The sequence below is a fragment of the Enterococcus phoeniculicola ATCC BAA-412 genome, from assembly GCF_000407505.1.
GTDB lineage: Bacteria > Bacillota > Bacilli > Lactobacillales > Enterococcaceae > Enterococcus_K > Enterococcus_K phoeniculicola.
Genome location: NZ_ASWE01000002.1, coordinates 352,830 through 370,107, shown reverse-complemented (window position 1 = coordinate 370,107; position 17,278 = coordinate 352,830). Strand labels below are relative to the sequence as shown.

At 37.4% G+C, this 17,278-nt stretch carries 14 protein-coding genes and 1 riboswitch; of the genes, 2 read left to right on the top strand and 12 right to left on the bottom strand.

Annotated elements, in window-relative coordinates:
• Positions 1-13: 13 nt before the first annotated feature.
• The 4 genes from I589_RS08490 to I589_RS08475 form a co-directional block, all read right to left on the bottom strand.
• Positions 14-991, bottom strand: a complete 978-nt coding sequence (locus I589_RS08490) for an alpha-ketoacid dehydrogenase subunit beta (RefSeq protein WP_010768511.1) — start codon at positions 989-991, stop codon at positions 14-16.
• Positions 992-993: 2 nt separating this feature from the next.
• Positions 994-2,103 (bottom strand): pyruvate dehydrogenase (acetyl-transferring) E1 component subunit alpha, encoded by a 1,110-nt coding sequence (gene pdhA, locus I589_RS08485; protein WP_010768512.1) that lies wholly within the window; start codon positions 2,101-2,103, stop codon positions 994-996.
• 446 nt (positions 2,104-2,549) lie between these two features.
• Entirely contained in the window at positions 2,550-5,162 is a 2,613-nt protein-coding gene (gene mgtA, locus I589_RS08480; protein WP_010768513.1) for a magnesium-translocating P-type ATPase, read from the bottom strand.
• 327 nt (positions 5,163-5,489) lie between these two features.
• Positions 5,490-5,659, bottom strand: a riboswitch (M-box (ykoK) riboswitch).
• A gap of 253 nt (positions 5,660-5,912) precedes the next feature.
• Positions 5,913-7,337, bottom strand: coding sequence for an aminotransferase-like domain-containing protein (locus I589_RS08475; protein WP_010768514.1), 1,425 nt, complete (start codon positions 7,335-7,337; stop codon positions 5,913-5,915).
• Between the two features lie 122 nt (positions 7,338-7,459).
• On the opposite strand from I589_RS08475, the gene thiD reads away from it, so the two are divergent.
• Positions 7,460-8,278 (top strand): bifunctional hydroxymethylpyrimidine kinase/phosphomethylpyrimidine kinase, encoded by an 819-nt coding sequence (gene thiD, locus I589_RS08470; RefSeq protein ID WP_010768515.1) that lies wholly within the window; start codon positions 7,460-7,462, stop codon positions 8,276-8,278.
• Positions 8,279-8,288: 10 nt separating this feature from the next.
• Positions 8,289-8,825 (top strand): ECF transporter S component, encoded by a 537-nt coding sequence (locus tag I589_RS08465; protein ID WP_010768516.1) that lies wholly within the window; start codon positions 8,289-8,291, stop codon positions 8,823-8,825.
• Positions 8,826-8,944: 119 nt separating this feature from the next.
• Here I589_RS08465 and wecB read toward each other — a convergent pair whose 3' ends face one another.
• From wecB to purD, 8 genes are all read right to left on the bottom strand, one after another.
• Entirely contained in the window at positions 8,945-10,081 is a 1,137-nt protein-coding gene (gene wecB / locus I589_RS08460; RefSeq protein ID WP_010768517.1) for a non-hydrolyzing UDP-N-acetylglucosamine 2-epimerase, read from the bottom strand.
• 100 nt (positions 10,082-10,181) lie between these two features.
• Positions 10,182-11,156, bottom strand: coding sequence for a permease prefix domain 1-containing protein (locus I589_RS08455; RefSeq protein ID WP_010768518.1), 975 nt, complete (start codon positions 11,154-11,156; stop codon positions 10,182-10,184).
• Positions 11,157-11,168: 12 nt separating this feature from the next.
• On the bottom strand, positions 11,169-11,486 hold the full coding sequence (locus I589_RS08450; RefSeq protein ID WP_010768519.1) for a PadR family transcriptional regulator: 318 nt from the start codon (positions 11,484-11,486) through the stop codon (positions 11,169-11,171).
• 123 nt (positions 11,487-11,609) lie between these two features.
• Positions 11,610-13,196 carry a ribosomal protection-like ABC-F family protein gene (gene abc-f / locus I589_RS08445; protein ID WP_010768520.1) on the bottom strand — a complete coding sequence of 529 codons (1,587 nt, stop codon included), beginning with the start codon at positions 13,194-13,196 and terminating at the stop codon, positions 11,610-11,612.
• Positions 13,197-13,300: 104 nt separating this feature from the next.
• Positions 13,301-13,438 carry a hypothetical protein gene (locus I589_RS18345; RefSeq protein ID WP_010768521.1) on the bottom strand — a complete coding sequence of 46 codons (138 nt, stop codon included), beginning with the start codon at positions 13,436-13,438 and terminating at the stop codon, positions 13,301-13,303.
• Positions 13,439-13,592: 154 nt separating this feature from the next.
• Entirely contained in the window at positions 13,593-14,570 is a 978-nt protein-coding gene (gene guaC / locus I589_RS08440) for a GMP reductase (RefSeq protein WP_010768522.1), read from the bottom strand.
• Between the two features lie 299 nt (positions 14,571-14,869).
• Positions 14,870-15,784 carry an aldo/keto reductase gene (locus I589_RS08435; RefSeq protein ID WP_010768523.1) on the bottom strand — a complete coding sequence of 305 codons (915 nt, stop codon included), beginning with the start codon at positions 15,782-15,784 and terminating at the stop codon, positions 14,870-14,872.
• A gap of 96 nt (positions 15,785-15,880) precedes the next feature.
• Positions 15,881-17,155: a phosphoribosylamine--glycine ligase gene (gene purD, locus I589_RS08430; protein WP_010768524.1), complete on the bottom strand. Its 1,275-nt coding sequence runs from the start codon at positions 17,153-17,155 to the stop codon at positions 15,881-15,883.
• Positions 17,156-17,278 lie beyond the last annotated feature (123 nt).

Here is a 17,278-nt window from a genome sequence, read left to right as displayed (position 1 = left end):
TCTTAATTAATCCTTAGAATGTAGCAATTTCCTTTGCTTTTGCTTCAATATCAGAAGCATTTGGCAACCATGTGTTTTCTGCTTGACCAAATGGGAAGATTGTATCAGGTGCTGATACACGGCCAATTGGTGCTTCTAAAGAAAGAACTGCACGTTCAGAAATTTCAGAAACCACTTGAGCGCCAACTCCAGCTTGTTTTTGTGCTTCTTGAACGACAACTACACGACCGGTTTTTTCAACAGATTGAATAATTGTATCGATATCTAAAGGAGCTACAGTACGCAAGTCAATGATTTCGGCTGAAATATTTTCTTTTGCTAAATTGTCTGCTGCTTTAATCGCTTCACGAACCATTGCTCCATAAGTGATAATTGAAACATCTGTTCCTTCACGAGTAACGGCTGCTTTATCTAAAGGCACTTCATAAGCTTCATCTGGCACTTCCTCACGGAAAGAACGATAAAGTTTCATGTGTTCTAAAAAGACAACTGGGTCATTACTTCTAATAGAAGAAATAAGTAATCCTTTTGCATCATATGGGTTTGATGGAATCACTACACGTAGACCTGGTGATTGTGCCATCAATCCTTCTAAGTTATCTGAGTGAAGTTCTGGTGTATGAACACCGCCACCAAATGGTGAACGAATAGTAATAGGCATATTTCTAGTTCCACCCATACGGTAACGTGTACGAGCCATTTGTCCTACCACTTCATCCATTACTTCAAATACGAATCCAAAGAATTGAATTTCAGGAACTGGACGATAACCTTCAAGAGCTAACCCAAATGCTAGTCCGCCGATTCCAGATTCTGCTAAAGGAGTATCGAATACACGATCTTCTCCAAATTTTTCTTGTAGGCCTTCTGTTGCACGGAATACCCCGCCGTTTTTACCAACGTCTTCACCGAAAATCAGTACGTTTTCGTCGTTCTCTAATTCAAGAGCTAAGGCATCAGTGATAGCCTGAATCATTGTTTTTTGTGCCATGATTATTTCGACTCCTTCGCTTCATAGAATGCAATTTGTTCTTTAATTGCTTGTGGTTGAACTTCAAACATATTTTTTAAGAAATCTGACACTTTTTGTTTTGGTACACGGTCAGCTTCTGCAATTGCTGTTTTAATTTCTTCTTTTGTTTGTTCAATAACTGCTTCTTCTTTTTCTTCAGACCATAGTCCTTTTGCTTCCAAATATTTACGGAAACGAACCAATGGATCTTTTTGTTGCCATTCATTGTCTAATTCTTTTGAACGGTAACGTGTTGGGTCATCCCCTGAAAGAGTATGTGGACCATAACGGTAAGTCAATGTTTCAATTAACACAGGACCATTTCCGTTTGCAGCCCATTCACGCGCTTTTTTAGAGACAGTGTAAACAGCTAATGGATCCATACCGTCTACTTGAATTCCAGGAATTCCCGCTGCGACTGCTTTTTGAGCTAATGTTTTTGCCGCTGTTTGTTTTTCACGAGGAGTTGAAATAGCAAAGCCGTTATTTTGGATAAAGAATACACCATTTGCTTTGTATGCTCCTGCAAAGTTAATTGCTTCATAGAAGTCACCTTGAGAAGAACCGCCGTCACCTGTATAAGTAAAGACAACATTCTTCTTATTGCGTTTCTTCATACCTAAAGCAACACCAGCTGCTTGAATATATTGCGCACCAATAATGATTTGAGGTGGTAACGCTTTTAAATCTTCTGCATAATAGTTTCCTGCAGCATGTCCACGAGACCATAAAAATGCTTCTGTTAATGGTAAGCCGTGTTGTACTAATTGAGGTACATCACGATACCCTGGTAATAAGTAATCTTCTTTGTCCATCGCAAATTGACTTGCTAATTGACTTGCTTCTTGTCCTGCTGTTGGAGCGAAAAATCCAAGACGTCCTTGACGGTTCAACGCTGTTGAACGTTGGTCAAGTACTCGTGACCACACCATACGAGTCATCAATTCAACTAATTCCTCATCTGATAAGTCCGGTACTAAATCAGGATTTACTACATTTCCGTCGATATCAAGTGCTTGATATGTCGGAAACTCTGCGTTGATTTCATCTAATAAAATGTTGAAATCAAGTGGTTTTTGTTTCTCTGCCATTTTGTCACACATTCCTCTCTATTATAGAACTTTTTCCTTTGCGGTTGAAACAGACACTTAAACTGTATCATTATTTAACCGGCTACATTTATAAATTATCATTTATCTAAAATAAACACAAGCAAAAAGTTCGGATTTTACAAATATAAAAAAAGCGAACAAATCCAAGCTACAACAATATTAGTGAATGAAATCACAAGTAGAGGAAGCGATTCAATACTTTCATTTTATTTTAATTATTATTTCATAAGCAAATTGATACAGCTCCCCTGATATGAAGCCATTGTTATACTAAAGAAAAAAATAAAGCGTTTTACTAGACAATGTGAATATTCACTCAAAAAATCACATATCCTATTTATTTTTTTGTAATTTAAAAATAAAAAAAGTAACAGAGAGTCAAATAACGATTCCCTGTTACATAAAATTAATTTACAACTATTTTTTTAAATCCATTCATTCGTCAATCGGATATAAATCCTCTTCACAATTTGAACAGTTACTAAATAGGCAAAGACAATTCCAATCATCCATGGCCAATAACTCACTGGCAATTCAACAAAATCAAAAAATTCGCGCGCAGGAGTTAGTACAATTGCTACCCCTGCTACAATCACAGCCAAGCTAGAAAGTAATACAGGTAAAGAAGCATTACTTTGAATAAACGGAACCTTCCGTGTACGCACAACTTGAACCACTAATGTTTGAGTAATTAATCCAACCATAAACCAGCCAGTTTGGAAAAGCCCTTGTTGTCCTACTGTATTCGCAGAAAAAACGAACCACATCACGAGGAATGTAAGAATATCAAAAATACTACTTACTGGCCCAATAAATATCGTGAATTTCAATAAATTTTTCGTTTCCCATTTAACAGGTTTAATCAGCTCTTCTTCGTCCACCTTGTCCCAAGGCAACGCTAATTGAGCTAAATCATAAATCAAGTTTTGAACAAGCAGTTGAATAGATAACATTGGTAGAAATGGTAGAAATGCGCTTGCCGCTAAAATCGAAAAGACATTTCCGAAGTTGGAGCTAATCGTAATTTTAATATATTTCATCATATTGCTAAAAACTTTTCTTCCTTCAATAACTCCGTCTTCCAATACATTCAAACTTTTTTCAAGAAGAATAATCGAGCTAGCGTCTTTGGTGATATCCGCAGCGGTATCCACTGAAATACCAACGTCAGCTTTTCTTAACGCGGGTGCATCATTAATTCCGTCACCCATAAACCCAACTGTGTGCCCGTTGGATTGCAGTGTGGCAATAATTCTTGATTTTTGCATTGGATTCAATTTAGCAAATAAATTCGTTTTTTCAACTTCTTCTTTGAGTTGGGCTTCAGAAAATCCATCAATTTGTGTACCTAAAACAACATGAGAGACTTCAATCCCTACGTCTCCACAAACTTTTTTTGCAACAACTTCATTATCTCCAGTTAAAACTTTTACATTTACCCCATGTTCATGTAGGGAACGGATCGCACTAATTGCCGATTTTTTAGCTGGATCAAGGAAGCCCATATAACCAATTAAAATCATGTCTGATTCATCTTCCACTGTATAAACGGCTTCGCCATGAACATCCTGTTTGATTGCTACAGCCAATACACGCATCCCTTGCTCATTCATATGAAGATTCACTTCATTCATCTTTTCTTTCAGTTCATCTGTTAATAAAACTACTTCGCCATCAATCTCTGCATATTTACAAACGGTCGCCATTTCTTCAATGGCCCCCTTTGTAATCATCACTTGATGACCATCAGCTTCTACAACTACAGTCAAACGACGACGAGAAAAATCAAAAGGGATTTCATCAATTTTTATGATATTTGAAAATTTTGGTGTTCTCTTTTTTTCTTCATAATAATTAATCACAGCGATATCCATTAAGTTTTTCCACCCGGTTTGGTAATGCGAATTTAAATAGGCCATATCTAATACTTGACTATCTTTTACTCCAAGAGGACTTAAATGTTCTACTAAAACCACTCTATCTTCTGTGATTGTGCCTGTTTTATCTGTACATAACACATCCATGCTGCCTAAGTTTTGCATTGAGGGCAGCTCTTTTACAATAACTTTGTGTTTTGAAAGACTTAGCGCTCCTTTTGCAAGATTACTTGTAACAATCATCGGAAGCATTTCAGGTGTTAGTCCTACTGCTACAGCAATTGCAAAAAAGAATGCACTCGCCCAGTCTCCTTTTGTTACCCCATTGATTAACAAAACCACAGGAAATAAGATTAAGACCATTCGTAACAATAGCTTACTCACTTGTGTAAGCCCCGTATCAAATGCAGTTTTTCCACGTTGGCTTGTTGCATTTTTCGCAATATCGCCAAAAAATGTTTGCTGACCTGTCTTTAAAATAATCGCTTTTCCTTGTCCGCTTAACACATCAGTTCCCATAAATACTAAATCCTGTAAATCAAGAGCAGAGACATCTGTCTGTTTTTCGTCAATCCCTGCATCAACGAATTTTTCCACAGGCATTGCTTCTCCTGTTAATGACGATTGATTAACAAACAAATCTTTTGTCCAAATCAATACCGCATCTGCTGGAATCATATCTCCCGTAGCTAATGTAACTAAATCCCCCGGAACTACTTCATCCATAGGAATTTCTCTACTCTCTCCATTTCTGGTCACTTCACAAGTATTTTCAATCAGTTCTTTTAATGCCAAACTTGCTTTTTGTGAACGATACTCCTGAATAAATGTAATCATTACACTTGCAAAAATCATCGTTCCCATAACAAGAGAAGCCTCAATATCATTTGTTAAAAATGAAATAATCATTAAAAGTGCTAAAACATAGACAAATGGATCTTTAAATCCATTTAGAAAAATAAGAAAAGCAGGTGTTGGTTTTTGCGCACTCACTTCATTGGGACCAAATTCTTCCAAGCGTTCGTTTGCATCTTCTTCTGACAATCCATTTAGAGACGTGCGCAGCTCCATCAATAACTCTCGTTGAGAAAGCATTGCTAATTTTTTTAATTCTTGATCCTTTACAGCTGATTTCATTTCAATATTTTTTTTATTCATCATGTCAAAATCCTCCTAAATCTGCTAGAAGAACTTTGACATAACGGTCCCTCTAGCAGCTATTCATTTAATTTTCTTCTCTGGGGACTGGGGTGATCCATTCTTTACTCATCCTTTCTGTTTTCTCTGGTTTTAAGCTACCCGGACTATTGAGTTAGAGACAACTATGTTCACTCTTCTATAAGTACACCAAAATTTAGCGTTACAGACAGTAATTGATGCCGTTTTTTGATGATTACTTCTACGCATAGATTCCACTAGATGTTCCTGCATAGCGAAATAGGCAAAAAAAGCGCCTACTCAACAAATGAGCACGCGCGTAAATAGTCCAATCATGTCCATCGTTGAGCTTTAGCACTATAGGGCGTAGATAGTATTTACTATCAGCTACATTATGGATAACCTTCACGATTATCCCTGTTCAACCAACTAAAAATCTCTCGATTTTTTCGCGGCAGCAGCTTATGTCCGTATAGGAGCCTCACCTAACAATTATTCTTTTCATTACTAACTATAATTGATAAAAGAAAAAAAGTCAAAGTATACCTAAACTTTTTTTAGCAAACGCCAAAAATAAGATAAGTTATTTAACAATCTCGTTCTCTCTTCCCTATATCTCAGGTACAAAATGGACGTGTTAAAATTAGTTGTTTTTTATTTTTAATTAAACCTAAGAATCAACGGTATCATCATTTTCGAGAAGTTCCTAATTCTTTTAGCTTGTCTCAAATAAATCGTAAAACAGAATCAATTTTATTTAACTTTCAGTAACTGCTCTAAACTATCCATTTTCTTTACGAACTCTTTAAAGTTTTTTTGATGAATTCGGCTAACATTTATTCGCAGACCATTGTCTTTGCTCCCGTAAAGATAAGCCGGTCCAGCGGCTATTCCTAGAGACAGCATTTGTTTTGCAAGACTCTTAGTTAAGGGTTTTCCGTTCCATGTCAGCCAAGAATAATACCCTCCTTCTGGCGCCCGACCATGCCAAAAGGATTGATGATTTAGCCATTGCTGAAATTCATTAGCTTGTGTATGAAGTTGGTTTCCTAATTGATTTAATTTTTTTTCATAACTTTCATCAGATAACGCCCAATAAGCGAGTACCTGAGGAATTATACTCACAGAAAAATCCATTGTCTTTCTAGCTTTTATTAAGGATCTAAGCACATGATTTGGTGCACAAATCCAGCCAATTCTCGTCGTATTTCCTAGAATTTTTGAAAAAGAACCGATATATAGCACATTTTCTGGATCGAGTTTCTTTAACGTTGGAAGTGTTAGTTTATTATAGGACAACTCAGCAAAAACATCATCTTCTACTATTGGAATATGGTAGCTTCGACAAAGGGCAATTAACGCTTTTCTTCTAGCTAAACTCATCACCGTTCCAGTTGGATTTTGAAAGTTAGGGTTCACCATCACCATCTTGATTTTTTTTGCCAGAATCATTTCTTCTAACGCATCTACCTGCATTCCCTCATCATCCATAGGAACACCAAACAGGCGAACACCAGCGGCTTGAAACATTGGCAATTGATAAAAAAAGGAGGGGGCTTCAACTGCTACTGACTCACCCGAAGACAGCAGTGTCTGTAAAATTAAAAAGACTCCCTGTTGCCCACCTGCAGTAATCAATGTTTCTTCTCGCTTTGGAGCATAGTCATACATTGTTTTGATTAACTGATTAATGGCTTCACGTAAAGGAAGATAGCCTAGTTCATCTTGATTGATTTCTTCAGAGACCATTTTATTCCACGAAAACGGCGGAAAGTCAAATGATGGAATAAGGGCTGTCGGTAGTTCGCCTGAAAATACATCTAGTAACTGTTTTTGATTCTTTCTCTCTTGAAATTCACTAAGAAATGAATCTTCTTCAAATAACAAGGATTGGGAAAGATAATTTCGCCAATCAATTCTAGGCTCAGAATATACACCCCATTTTTCTTCATTCACAAAAGTACCGCTGCCTTGTTTACGTATCAATACCCCCATACTTGTTAACTCTTCTAATGAACGAACGACCGTAGTTCGGTTCACACCAAATAATTCAGCGAGTTTTCTTTCAGAAGGCAATCGTTCTCCTCCTTGAAGATTTCCTTTTCTTATCTGTTCAGTTACTTGCTCCATGATTTGGATATAGGCAGCTTTTTCTTTTTTCCTTATTTTCTCCCACATTCTCGTCTCCTCCTTCATACCGATAATTGGATGAGTTAAAAATAATCCAATTGGCTGTTTTTGTCAAACCCGGAGTCACGTATACTATGTTTATTCATACAATATTACGGAGGAACTCATTTATGATAAAAAAAGTAGTAACAATAGCTGGCTCTGATTCTAGTGGTGGCGCTGGAATTCAAGCGGATTTAAAAACATTTCAAGAATACGGAACATTTGGATTTTCTGCATTAACAAGCATTGTGACGATGAATCCCGATGAAGGATGGTCACACACTGTAACACCGATTGATCCAGAAATAGTTGAAAAACAATTAAAAACGATTTTTACAGGTGGAAAATTAGATGCCCTGAAAACTGGAATGCTGGGAACAACAGGCGCTATCGAAGCGACACGTCAAGTAATCGATACCTATCAAATGGAAAATATCGTGATTGATCCTGTCATAGCATGCAAAGGGACCAGCGAGTTGCTGCAACCTGAAAACGTTGAAGCCATGACAAGGCTTCTTCTACCCAAAGCAACCATTACCACGCCAAACTTAGTCGAAGCAGGAATTCTTTCTGAGTTAGGGGACTTAACTTCTATTGAACAGATGAAAAAAGCGGCAAAATTAATTGCTTTACGAGGACCTAAGCATGTAGTAATCAAAGGAGGACATCGCCTTGGCTTAGACAAAGCAGTAGACATTTACTTTGACGGACAGCAGTTTGAAATTTTGGAAAATGAGTTGATTCCAACAGACTACAACCATGGGGCTGGTTGTACATTCGCTGCGGCTATTACTGCTGGCTTAGCAAAAGGGCTTTCAGTTGAAAAATCAGTCAAATTAGCAAAAGATTTTGTTCGTGCGGCGATTCAGCAAGGAATAAAAATTAATCCTTATCTTGGTCATGTCTGGCATGGCGCCTACAATCATGCTGAAAATCGAATGATATAAGGAGTCTATTATGAAAAAACAACCCTCTATTCAAAGTCTTGTACAAATCGCCTTATTTGCTGCACTCACTATGATTGGTACGACCATTCGCATTCCCTTTCCAGGTGCATTTGTTCATTTAGGAAACGCGGTACTCTTACTTGCAGTTTTGTTAATCGGATACAAAGGAGCACTTGCTGCAGGTTTAGGATTTGCTATTTTTGATAGTTTTAGTGGCTATATAACTGAAGCTCCTTACTTTTTGATTGAAAGTCTGATTGTTGGCGGTGTTGCTTATTTGCTCTTTGCAGCTTTTAAAAAGAAACCCACTGCTATTTGGCAGCTGCTGATTATTGGTGCAGGAACTGGTGCAGCAAAAATTGTCATGACTCAACTAAAAAATACAGGAATGAACTTCTTTATGGGTGCCGATTGGTCTGTTGCCTTTACAGGTGCACTGACAAAATTACCCGCGACGCTCATCAATGTTTGTATTACCATGGTAATTGTTTCACTTGCTTACTTCCCTTTAAAAAAAGGAATGGATGCGATTTTCCACACAGTCTAGTTGAGTCGGAAAAAATTTCTACACTAGAGTTAACAAAAAAACAGAGTAGGTTCAACCGTAAGAAAAGCGTTACTTTTCCCTTTCTTACAGGTGGCAAACCTCTCTGTTTTTTAGTTTATTTATTGAAAACTTTCTGGTTTTGGTTGTGTTTCATCAAAGTGATAAGCAATTGCATCTAAAATACGACGACTAGCTTCCCCATCACCATAAGGATTCGCTGCTTTTGACATTGTTTCGTGTGCTACAGGATCAAGCAAGCGTAAGGTTTCCTCGTATACTGTAGTTTCTTCTGTCCCAATCATTTTTAGTGTTCCTGCTTCCACTCCCTCAGGACGCTCCGTTGTATCTCGAAGTACCAGCACTGGAACACCTAGAGAAGGCGCTTCTTCTTGGACTCCCCCAGAATCAGTCAGTATTAAATAGCTTCTCGCAGCAAAATTGTGAAAGTCTACAACATCCAACGGTTCGATTAAATGAACATTGGCAAGTTCACCAAGAATTTCCTGCGCTTCTTTTCTTACTTGAGGATTTTTATGCATTGGGAACACCACTTCTACTTCCGAATGTTCCTGTGCGATTTTTCGAATACTACGAAAAACGGAACGCATTGCTTCCCCTAAATTTTCTCTACGATGCATCGTTACTAAAATCAATTTTTTTCCGTCTAAATCTTTCGGCAACTCAGGATGGTCATAGGTTTTTGAAACAGTATATTTCATCGCATCAATCGCTGTATTTCCTGTAATAAAAATCGCTTTTTTCGGATGATTTTCTTTTAATAAATTTTCTTCACTTGTTTTTGTTGGAGCAAAATATAAGTCACTCAACACATCAATGAGCTGGCGATTCATTTCTTCTGGAAACGGAGACCATTTATTCCACGTTCTCAATCCAGCTTCCACGTGTCCTACTGCTATTTGTTGATAAAAAGCGGCTGTTGCAGAGGCATAAGCCGTAGTCGTATCTCCGTGAACAAGAACAATATCTGGCTTTGCTTCTTCTAATACCGGCTTCAGCTCTGTTAGAACTCGGCTGGTGATATCTGTCAACGTTTGTCCAGCCTTCATAATATTTAAATCATAATCAGGAACAAGATTAAATACCGCCATCACCTGATCAAGCATTTCTCTGTGCTGCGCAGTCACTGCGACTTTTGCCTCAAATCGAGAATCCTTTGCTAGCGCATTTACCAATGGGGCCATTTTAATCGCTTCAGGTCTTGTTCCAAATATAGATAAAACATGTATTTTTTTCAAGAAACTCCCTACTTTCTTATTCTAATCTACTTCATTCTACCATGGATGAAACAAGAAAAAGAGACCTTTGCATTTCTTTTCGCAAAAGTCCCATTATTGATTAATCTCTTACACCAAAAGCTCCACGAATGGCATTAAATACACCACTTGCAATAACAAAAGTCAACCAGCTTGTCGCCCATCCACCTGCAATTCCAGAAAATCCCCACAAAAAGAAAACAACTGTTGCTGCTGGCCAGTAGATACCAGCAATAAAACTAAATGCGGGTGAATGGTTTTTTTGCTTTTTTGCCTGCGGACCTAATTCATCCTCATCTGCAATAAATATTCGTTCCGCTAAAAATTTAGTGAAGCCTCCCTGGATTGTTCCACCATAGATAATTAGCGTCACACCTAGTGCAATCATGAAAAACATTGCTGCTGCCCCTCTGCCTGAGTTCCCGCCATAAGGTGCAAACAGTTCAAACATAATCACTGGACCAAAAGATAAAATACAAAGACCAATCCCTAAGACCAAACTCAATGCAAAGGAACGCTGATACTTAGCTTTTTCCTGCTTCACAAAGTCAACCGTTTCAGACGAAATATAGCGGTCATCAAACTCTTTATTGATTTTAGAAAAAGTCATTCCCCCGGTAATGAATAATCCGACAGCAATTGCGATTGAGAGAAATAAGAGAAATACGCCCATCATCTCAATACCAAGTGTACCCAGTAAAATTAATATAGCGACACCTGAGATAATCAGTCCCACTCCGCTTGCAATCATCAATGATGCTCTTTTTCTAACCTCTAAATACTGCTGGGTTTCGATAACATCAATAGGCTCTCCAAAAAGAAATTCTTCTTCATACTTCGGTTTTGTTTCCACATGCAACTCTGCCAACAGCTCGTCTATAGAGCCAAATTCAGAAATTGTTGTACCCACTGCTTCATTTTCACTTTTGCCTTCTTCGATTAATTCCAAATATCGATCTTCCATATTTGCGAGTAAATCTGTTTTTAGCTGTCTACTTTCTGCGGTTTCTGGAATAGCTAAGAATAATCCATCCATATATGTTTTTATTGTATCCATCTTTTTCTCCTCCTAAATAAATCGGTCGACTACATCTTTGGTTAGTGACCACTCTTCTTTTTTACTTGTTAAATATTCTTTTCCCGCATCAGTAATTCGGTAATATGTTCGTTTTTTCCCGTGTGTCACAGCTCCCGGAAAAGATTTGATATACCCATTTTTTTCTAATCGAGTAAAAGCAGAATATAAAGTCGTTTCTTTGATGACATACATTTCATTTGAGACCTCTCGAATTCTCTTTGAAATTGCATAGCCATAAGAGTCTCCCTCAGATAAGATGGACAAAAGAATGGTGTCATTATATCCGCGAATACCATCACTGGAAATCATTTTGCCCCTCCTTTATTACTACGTCTGTCGTTGTAATCAGTTTAGCACGATTACTACGACAGGTAAAGTAAAATCGTAAAAAAACTCTTTTTCCTGTTTTCATTAGGAAAAAGAGCTAGTTTGTCATCCTATTTTCTTTTCAAGTAATGATTCCGTAAACTGCTTATCTCTAATTGTTAGACGTTTCTCTGCAATCTTTTGCACAAAATAGCGATCATGAGAGACGATCAAAATTGTTCCGTTAAAGGACTGAATGATTTGCTCAATTTCTTCTCGGCTAGTAATATCTAAATGATTGGTGGGTTCATCTAAAATAAGAAAATTAAAGGATTGCTGCATCAATTTTGCAAGCTCCAGTCGTACGCGTTCACCACCTGACAAGTCTTTTAACCGCTTAAACACATCTTCACCAAAAAAACTGTAGTTCGCTAAAATACGGCGCAACACTTCTTCCGTTCCTTCCACTTCTTTAAAGTAATCCAGCACGCGCTGCTCTTCATTTTTATAACTAATTGTTTGGGGTAGATAGCCAATAGAGACTGCAGGACCAATCGAAATAACTCCTGCATCTACAAGCTCACTTCCCAAAAGAAGCTGAATAAACGTGGTTTTTCCAGAACCATTTCTTCCTTCTAAGCTTATGCGATCTTTCCAATGAATTTTACAGTTCGCTTCTTCAAAAATAGCTTGTTCATCATAAGATTTCCAAATATTTTCCACATAAACGACTTCTTTTCCAGAGCGCTTCTCCTCTATAAGCTCCCCACGAATTGTTTTCTTGTCTGTAATCGGTTTTCTGATTCGCTGGATTTTTTCCAGTCGATGTTCCAGTTCTTTTGCTTTTTTATAGAATTTTTCATTATCTGATTCATTTCCCCACTGACGATAACGTCTAATCGCCAGCTGCATTTTTTGAATTTCCTTTTGCTGGAGTGCATAATCCTTTGCAAGTTTTTCTTCCTGCTGTCTTTTTTCTTTTTTATAAAAACTATAATTTCCACGAAATAATTGACTATTTCCATCTTCAATTTCTAAAATCTCTTGAACGACTTCATCCAAGAAATAGCGATCGTGAGAAACAATAACGAACGTCTTTTTACTATTTTTAATAAAACTTTCCAACCAGCCCATTGCTTCTTTGTCTAGATGATTCGTCGGCTCATCTAGCAAATAGACATCTGCTTCTGTTAATAGGATGCGAATCATTTCCACAAGTATTTTTTCTCCGCCACTCAATGTAGACAAATAGGCCTCTTTTTTATGAGAAAAGTTCATTCCTTTTAGCATAGAAATGATTCGGTCTTCTAACGTATATCCGCCGATTTTTTCATATTCTTCTTGAAGCTGTCCATAACGAAGCAACTGCTTTTCCTCAATCGCTTCGCCAGTTGAAAACAACGTTTCAAAGTAAGAGAGCAATTGCTTTACTTCCTGAATTTTTGGAAAACTCTCAATTAAATAGTGAAATACAGATTCACTAGAAGATTTTGGCATTTGTTGAACGTAAGAAATTATCAGGTTCTTTTTCCTACTCACTGTTCCGGAATCAGCCCCCTCTATTCCAACCATTAGTTTCAAGAGCGTTGATTTTCCAGAACCATTTTCTCCGATGAGACCGATTTTATGACCTTTATGAATTTCTAATGAAATATCCTCTAAAACAGGAATTCCCCCATAATTTTTTGTTACTTGATTTAACTGAATAAACATAGTTGTTCTCTCCTTGGACCATTCCAAAGAAAAAAACAAGAAATCACAAAAATACGTGACCTCTTGTTTTTTAAATATTCAATAAGAATAGAACGTTGAAATGGTCATCGATTTATTTTATTTTCGCTAAAAATAGACACACTAATCCCTTGGTTAGCAAAAGTAAAACCGATTGCATGACAAAAAATAATAAAATATTTTTCAAAACATTGCTCGAATGTTCTATTTGACATGCTCGCCATCCTCGTTCCCTCCTTCATTTACCTAATTTTTATTCATTGTATCACAGGTAACGGTTACTTACCAGTAAACTTTCTAAATACTCTGTAGTTCGAATGTAGAGGATACTGGAACAGAAGCAACAATTACTTCTATCCTGCCTTTAAATTCTAGGAATTATATCGTATCTCCATTGAAGATAGAATTTTTCACTACAACATAATCCACTTTACGAATCGCTTCTAAATCACGTCCGCCAGCATATGAAATAGATGACTGTAAGTCTTGCTGCATTTCAACCAACGTATCTTTTAAAGAACCTTTATGTTGAATCCAAATTTTCTTTCCTTCAACATTTTTCTTCTCACCTTTTTGAAACTCAGAGGCACTACCAAAATATTCTTTGTAAACTACGCCGTTTTCCACTTTTGTCTCACCAGGAGATTCTTCATGTCCTGCAAATAAGGAGCCAATCATTACCATCGTTGCACCAAAACGAACAGATTTTGCTATGTCTCCATGCGTACGAATTCCACCATCAGCAATCAAAGGTTTACGTGCCGCTTTTGCACACCAGCGTAAAGCGGCTAGCTGCCAACCACCCGTACCAAATCCTGTTTTGATTTTTGTGATACAAACTTTTCCTGGTCCAATTCCAACTTTTGTTGCATCTGCCCCAGCATTTTCCAATTCACGAACAGCTTCTGGTGTCCCCACATTACCAGCAATGACAAATGTTTCTGGTAAAAATTTTTTTATATGCTGAATCATGGAGATAACTGAATTTGAGTGTCCATGCGCAATATCAATGGTTATATAATCTGGAACTAGCCCTAACTTGGCAAGCTCTTCTACAAACCCGTACTCTGCCTCTTTTACGCCCACACTAATAGAAGAAATAAGCGTGCGCTCTTTCATTTTCTTGATAAAAGGAATCCGAGCAGCTTCATCAAAACGGTGCATAATATAGAAATAACCATTCTCAGCTAAAAATTCTGCAATATTTTCATCAATAATTGTTTGCATATTTGCTGGCACAACAGGCATTTTAAATGAGTGCTTGCCAAGTGTAACTGTGGTATCGCATTCAGAACGACTGTTCACGATACATTTGTTTGGAATCAATTGGATATCTTCATAATCAAAAACTTTCATAAGAGCTTCCTCCTGATGTTCATTTCAGTAAAACACGAACATTAATTATTTTTCAGATGCTTTTCTGAGCATCATCTGTAATTTACAACATATATTCTATAAAATCAAGCTTTTTTTGTTAAGATTTGAAGTTTTATCCGAAATATCATTCGTTTCCTTTAAACAGTCGATAAATAAGAAACCATTCATAAAATAAAAAAATCGCGAAAGAGAAAACCATTTCTGGCCTCTTTTTGCGATTTTTTCTCTAGTTTCATTCTCGTGAATTTTTGCCAATTCTTTCAATTGGTTCTATATCGTTACGGTAAAATATTCCCTGCTGCCATATAGATGTCATACCAATCCTCACGACTTAAAACAATCTCAGAAGCTTTAGCGATTTCTTTGATCCGACCAATATTCATTGTCCCAGCAATTACCTGCATATTCGCAGGATGACGTAAAATCCAAGCTGAAGCAAGACCTGTTGGCGTTGTTTCGTATTTCTCAGCTAGCGTTTCTAATTTTTTATTTAGTTCTGGAAATTTTTCATTTCCAATGAAGACTCCTTCAAAGAAGCCATATTGATACGGAGACCAGGCTTGAATTGTCATATCATGTAAACGAGAATAATCCAAAAGACTTCCATCATGATCAACGCTTCCGCCATCCGTCATATTTACATGAATCCCTTGGTCAATCATTCCTGTATGCATAATACCAAATTGTAATTGATTCGCTACTAATGGTTGTTTTACAGTTTTTTTCAATAACTCAATTTGCATTGGATTTTGGTTACTTACACCAAAATGAGTCACTTTCCCTTGGGCTTCTAATTGATCAAAAGCAGCTGCTACCTCTTCTGGTTCAACTAACGTATCCGGACGGTGTAATAAAAGAGCATCTACATGATCTACGCCTAATCGAGTTAAACTTGCATCAACAGATTCAATAATATGCTCTTTAGAAAAATCGAACATTTTCCCTGGAACAATCCCGCATTTCGTTTGGATAAATAAATCTTCCCGACGCAATGAGCTTTCTTTTAACGCTTTTCCAAAAATTGATTCGCATTCTCCACCCGCATAAATGTCTGCATGATCAAAAAAGTTAATACCATTTTCTGCAGCAGTTTCAATCACTTCAACAGGATTCTCTGCATTATTTATGCGCATACTGCCTAAAATAACCGATGCTACTTCTTGAGTTGTTGAGCCGAATTTAATTTTTTTCATGAGATACCTCCAATTTTCTTTCTACAACGTACAGTTTACCACACCTTTTTTGAAAAGGCTTTATTTTTCCCAAAGAAACCAGTTTAGATAAGTTCGCTATTTTTCTTTCGAGATCCCTTTTTGTCCAATATCCGTTCGATAAAAAGTTCCTGCAGTATCTGTTTTGTTTAACAGTTCATAAACCTTTTTTTGTGCCTCCTGTAGTGTTGCGCCTTGGGCTTCCAGCAGATAAACTCGTCCGCCATTTGTCACAAGATTTCCGTCTTTTTCCTCAACCCCTGCATAATAAAGATGTTCGTCTTCCAAAAGAGCAAAGTTTGGAAGCATTTCTCCTGTTTTATAAGCAGATGGATAGCCATTCGCTGCAACAACTATACCAATACTAAAGCCTTTCTTTTTCCACTGAATATCTGGTTTACGATTATTTAGTAAGTCATCAATAATTAGTGCCAAATCACTTTCTAAGCGCTGTAAAACAACCTGCGTTTCCGGATCACCAAAGCGAGCATTAAATTCAATGACTTTTGCACCTTCTTTCGTTGCAATTAACCCAGCATACAAGATTCCTGTAAATGAACGTCCTTCTTTTACAAGCCCTTTTGCTGTCGGTATCATAATTTCTGCTACTGCTTTTTCCACCATTATCTGAGGAATTTGCGGAACAGGAGCATAGGCACCCATACCACCTGTATTGGGTCCTTTATCGCCATCATAGGCACGCTTATGATCCTGTGCAATAACCATAGGATAGACTTCTTCTCCCTTTACAAAAGCAAGTAAAGAAAATTCTTCTCCATCTAAAAAGTCTTCGACGACGACCTTCGCACCACTTTCGCCAAATTTGTTTTCTTCCAGCATGTCTTTTAACGCATCAATTGCCTCGTCAACAGTTAACGCAACCACCACACCTTTTCCCGCAGCAAGTCCATCTGCTTTAATGACAATTGGTGCCCCTTTTTTTAACACGTATTCCTTGGCTTTTTCAAACTCATGGAACGTTTGATAGCTGGCTGTTGGAATCGAATATTTGCTCATAATTTCTTTTGCAAAATCTTTTGATCCTTCGATGAGTGCCGCTTCCTTGGTAGGACCAAATATTTTAAGTCCAGCATCAGAAAAAGCATTGACTACTCCATTTAAAAGAGGAATCTCAGGACCAACAAATGTCCAATCAACTGCTTGTTGTTTTGCAAAACGTATTAACCCTTCATTATCTAGTTCATTAATTGCTGCAAGCTCAATCCCATCTTGTTTCATCCCCGCATTTCCCGGCGCACAAAATACACGGTCAACCCATGGACTTTCCAAAAACTTTTGTGCAAGAGTATGTTCTCGTCCGCCACTTCCGATAACTAAAATCGTTTTTTTCATAGTGTCCTCCTAATAAAATTCACTTTTTTGAAAAAAGCGACGAATCATCCCCTTCTTTAAGAATAAAACCAGCAATTTTTAACAGTTGCCTATTCTAAGAATGGTTCGAATTCAGCCGCTTCC

Bases quoted from the DNA above. Each gene is read 5' to 3' on its own strand.
- I589_RS08490 (WP_010768511.1), bottom strand. From the start codon at position 991: ATGGCACAAAAAACAATGATTCAGGCTATCACTGATGCCTTAGCTCTT.
- pdhA (WP_010768512.1), bottom strand. From the start codon at position 2,103: ATGGCAGAGAAACAAAAACCACTTGATTTCAACATTTTATTAGATGAA.
- mgtA (WP_010768513.1), bottom strand. From the start codon at position 5,162: ATGATGAATAAAAAAAATATTGAAATGAAATCAGCTGTAAAGGATCAA.
- I589_RS08475 (WP_010768514.1), bottom strand. From the start codon at position 7,337: ATGTGGGAGAAAATAAGGAAAAAAGAAAAAGCTGCCTATATCCAAATC.
- thiD (WP_010768515.1), top strand. From the start codon at position 7,460: ATGATAAAAAAAGTAGTAACAATAGCTGGCTCTGATTCTAGTGGTGGC.
- I589_RS08465 (WP_010768516.1), top strand. From the start codon at position 8,289: ATGAAAAAACAACCCTCTATTCAAAGTCTTGTACAAATCGCCTTATTT.
- I589_RS08455 (WP_010768518.1), bottom strand. From the start codon at position 11,156: ATGGATACAATAAAAACATATATGGATGGATTATTCTTAGCTATTCCA.
- I589_RS08450 (WP_010768519.1), bottom strand. From the start codon at position 11,486: ATGATTTCCAGTGATGGTATTCGCGGATATAATGACACCATTCTTTTG.
- abc-f (WP_010768520.1), bottom strand. From the start codon at position 13,196: ATGTTTATTCAGTTAAATCAAGTAACAAAAAATTATGGGGGAATTCCT.
- I589_RS18345 (WP_010768521.1), bottom strand. From the start codon at position 13,438: ATGGCGAGCATGTCAAATAGAACATTCGAGCAATGTTTTGAAAAATAT.
- guaC (WP_010768522.1), bottom strand. From the start codon at position 14,570: ATGAAAGTTTTTGATTATGAAGATATCCAATTGATTCCAAACAAATGT.
- I589_RS08435 (WP_010768523.1), bottom strand. From the start codon at position 15,784: ATGAAAAAAATTAAATTCGGCTCAACAACTCAAGAAGTAGCATCGGTT.
- purD (WP_010768524.1), bottom strand. From the start codon at position 17,155: ATGAAAAAAACGATTTTAGTTATCGGAAGTGGCGGACGAGAACATACT.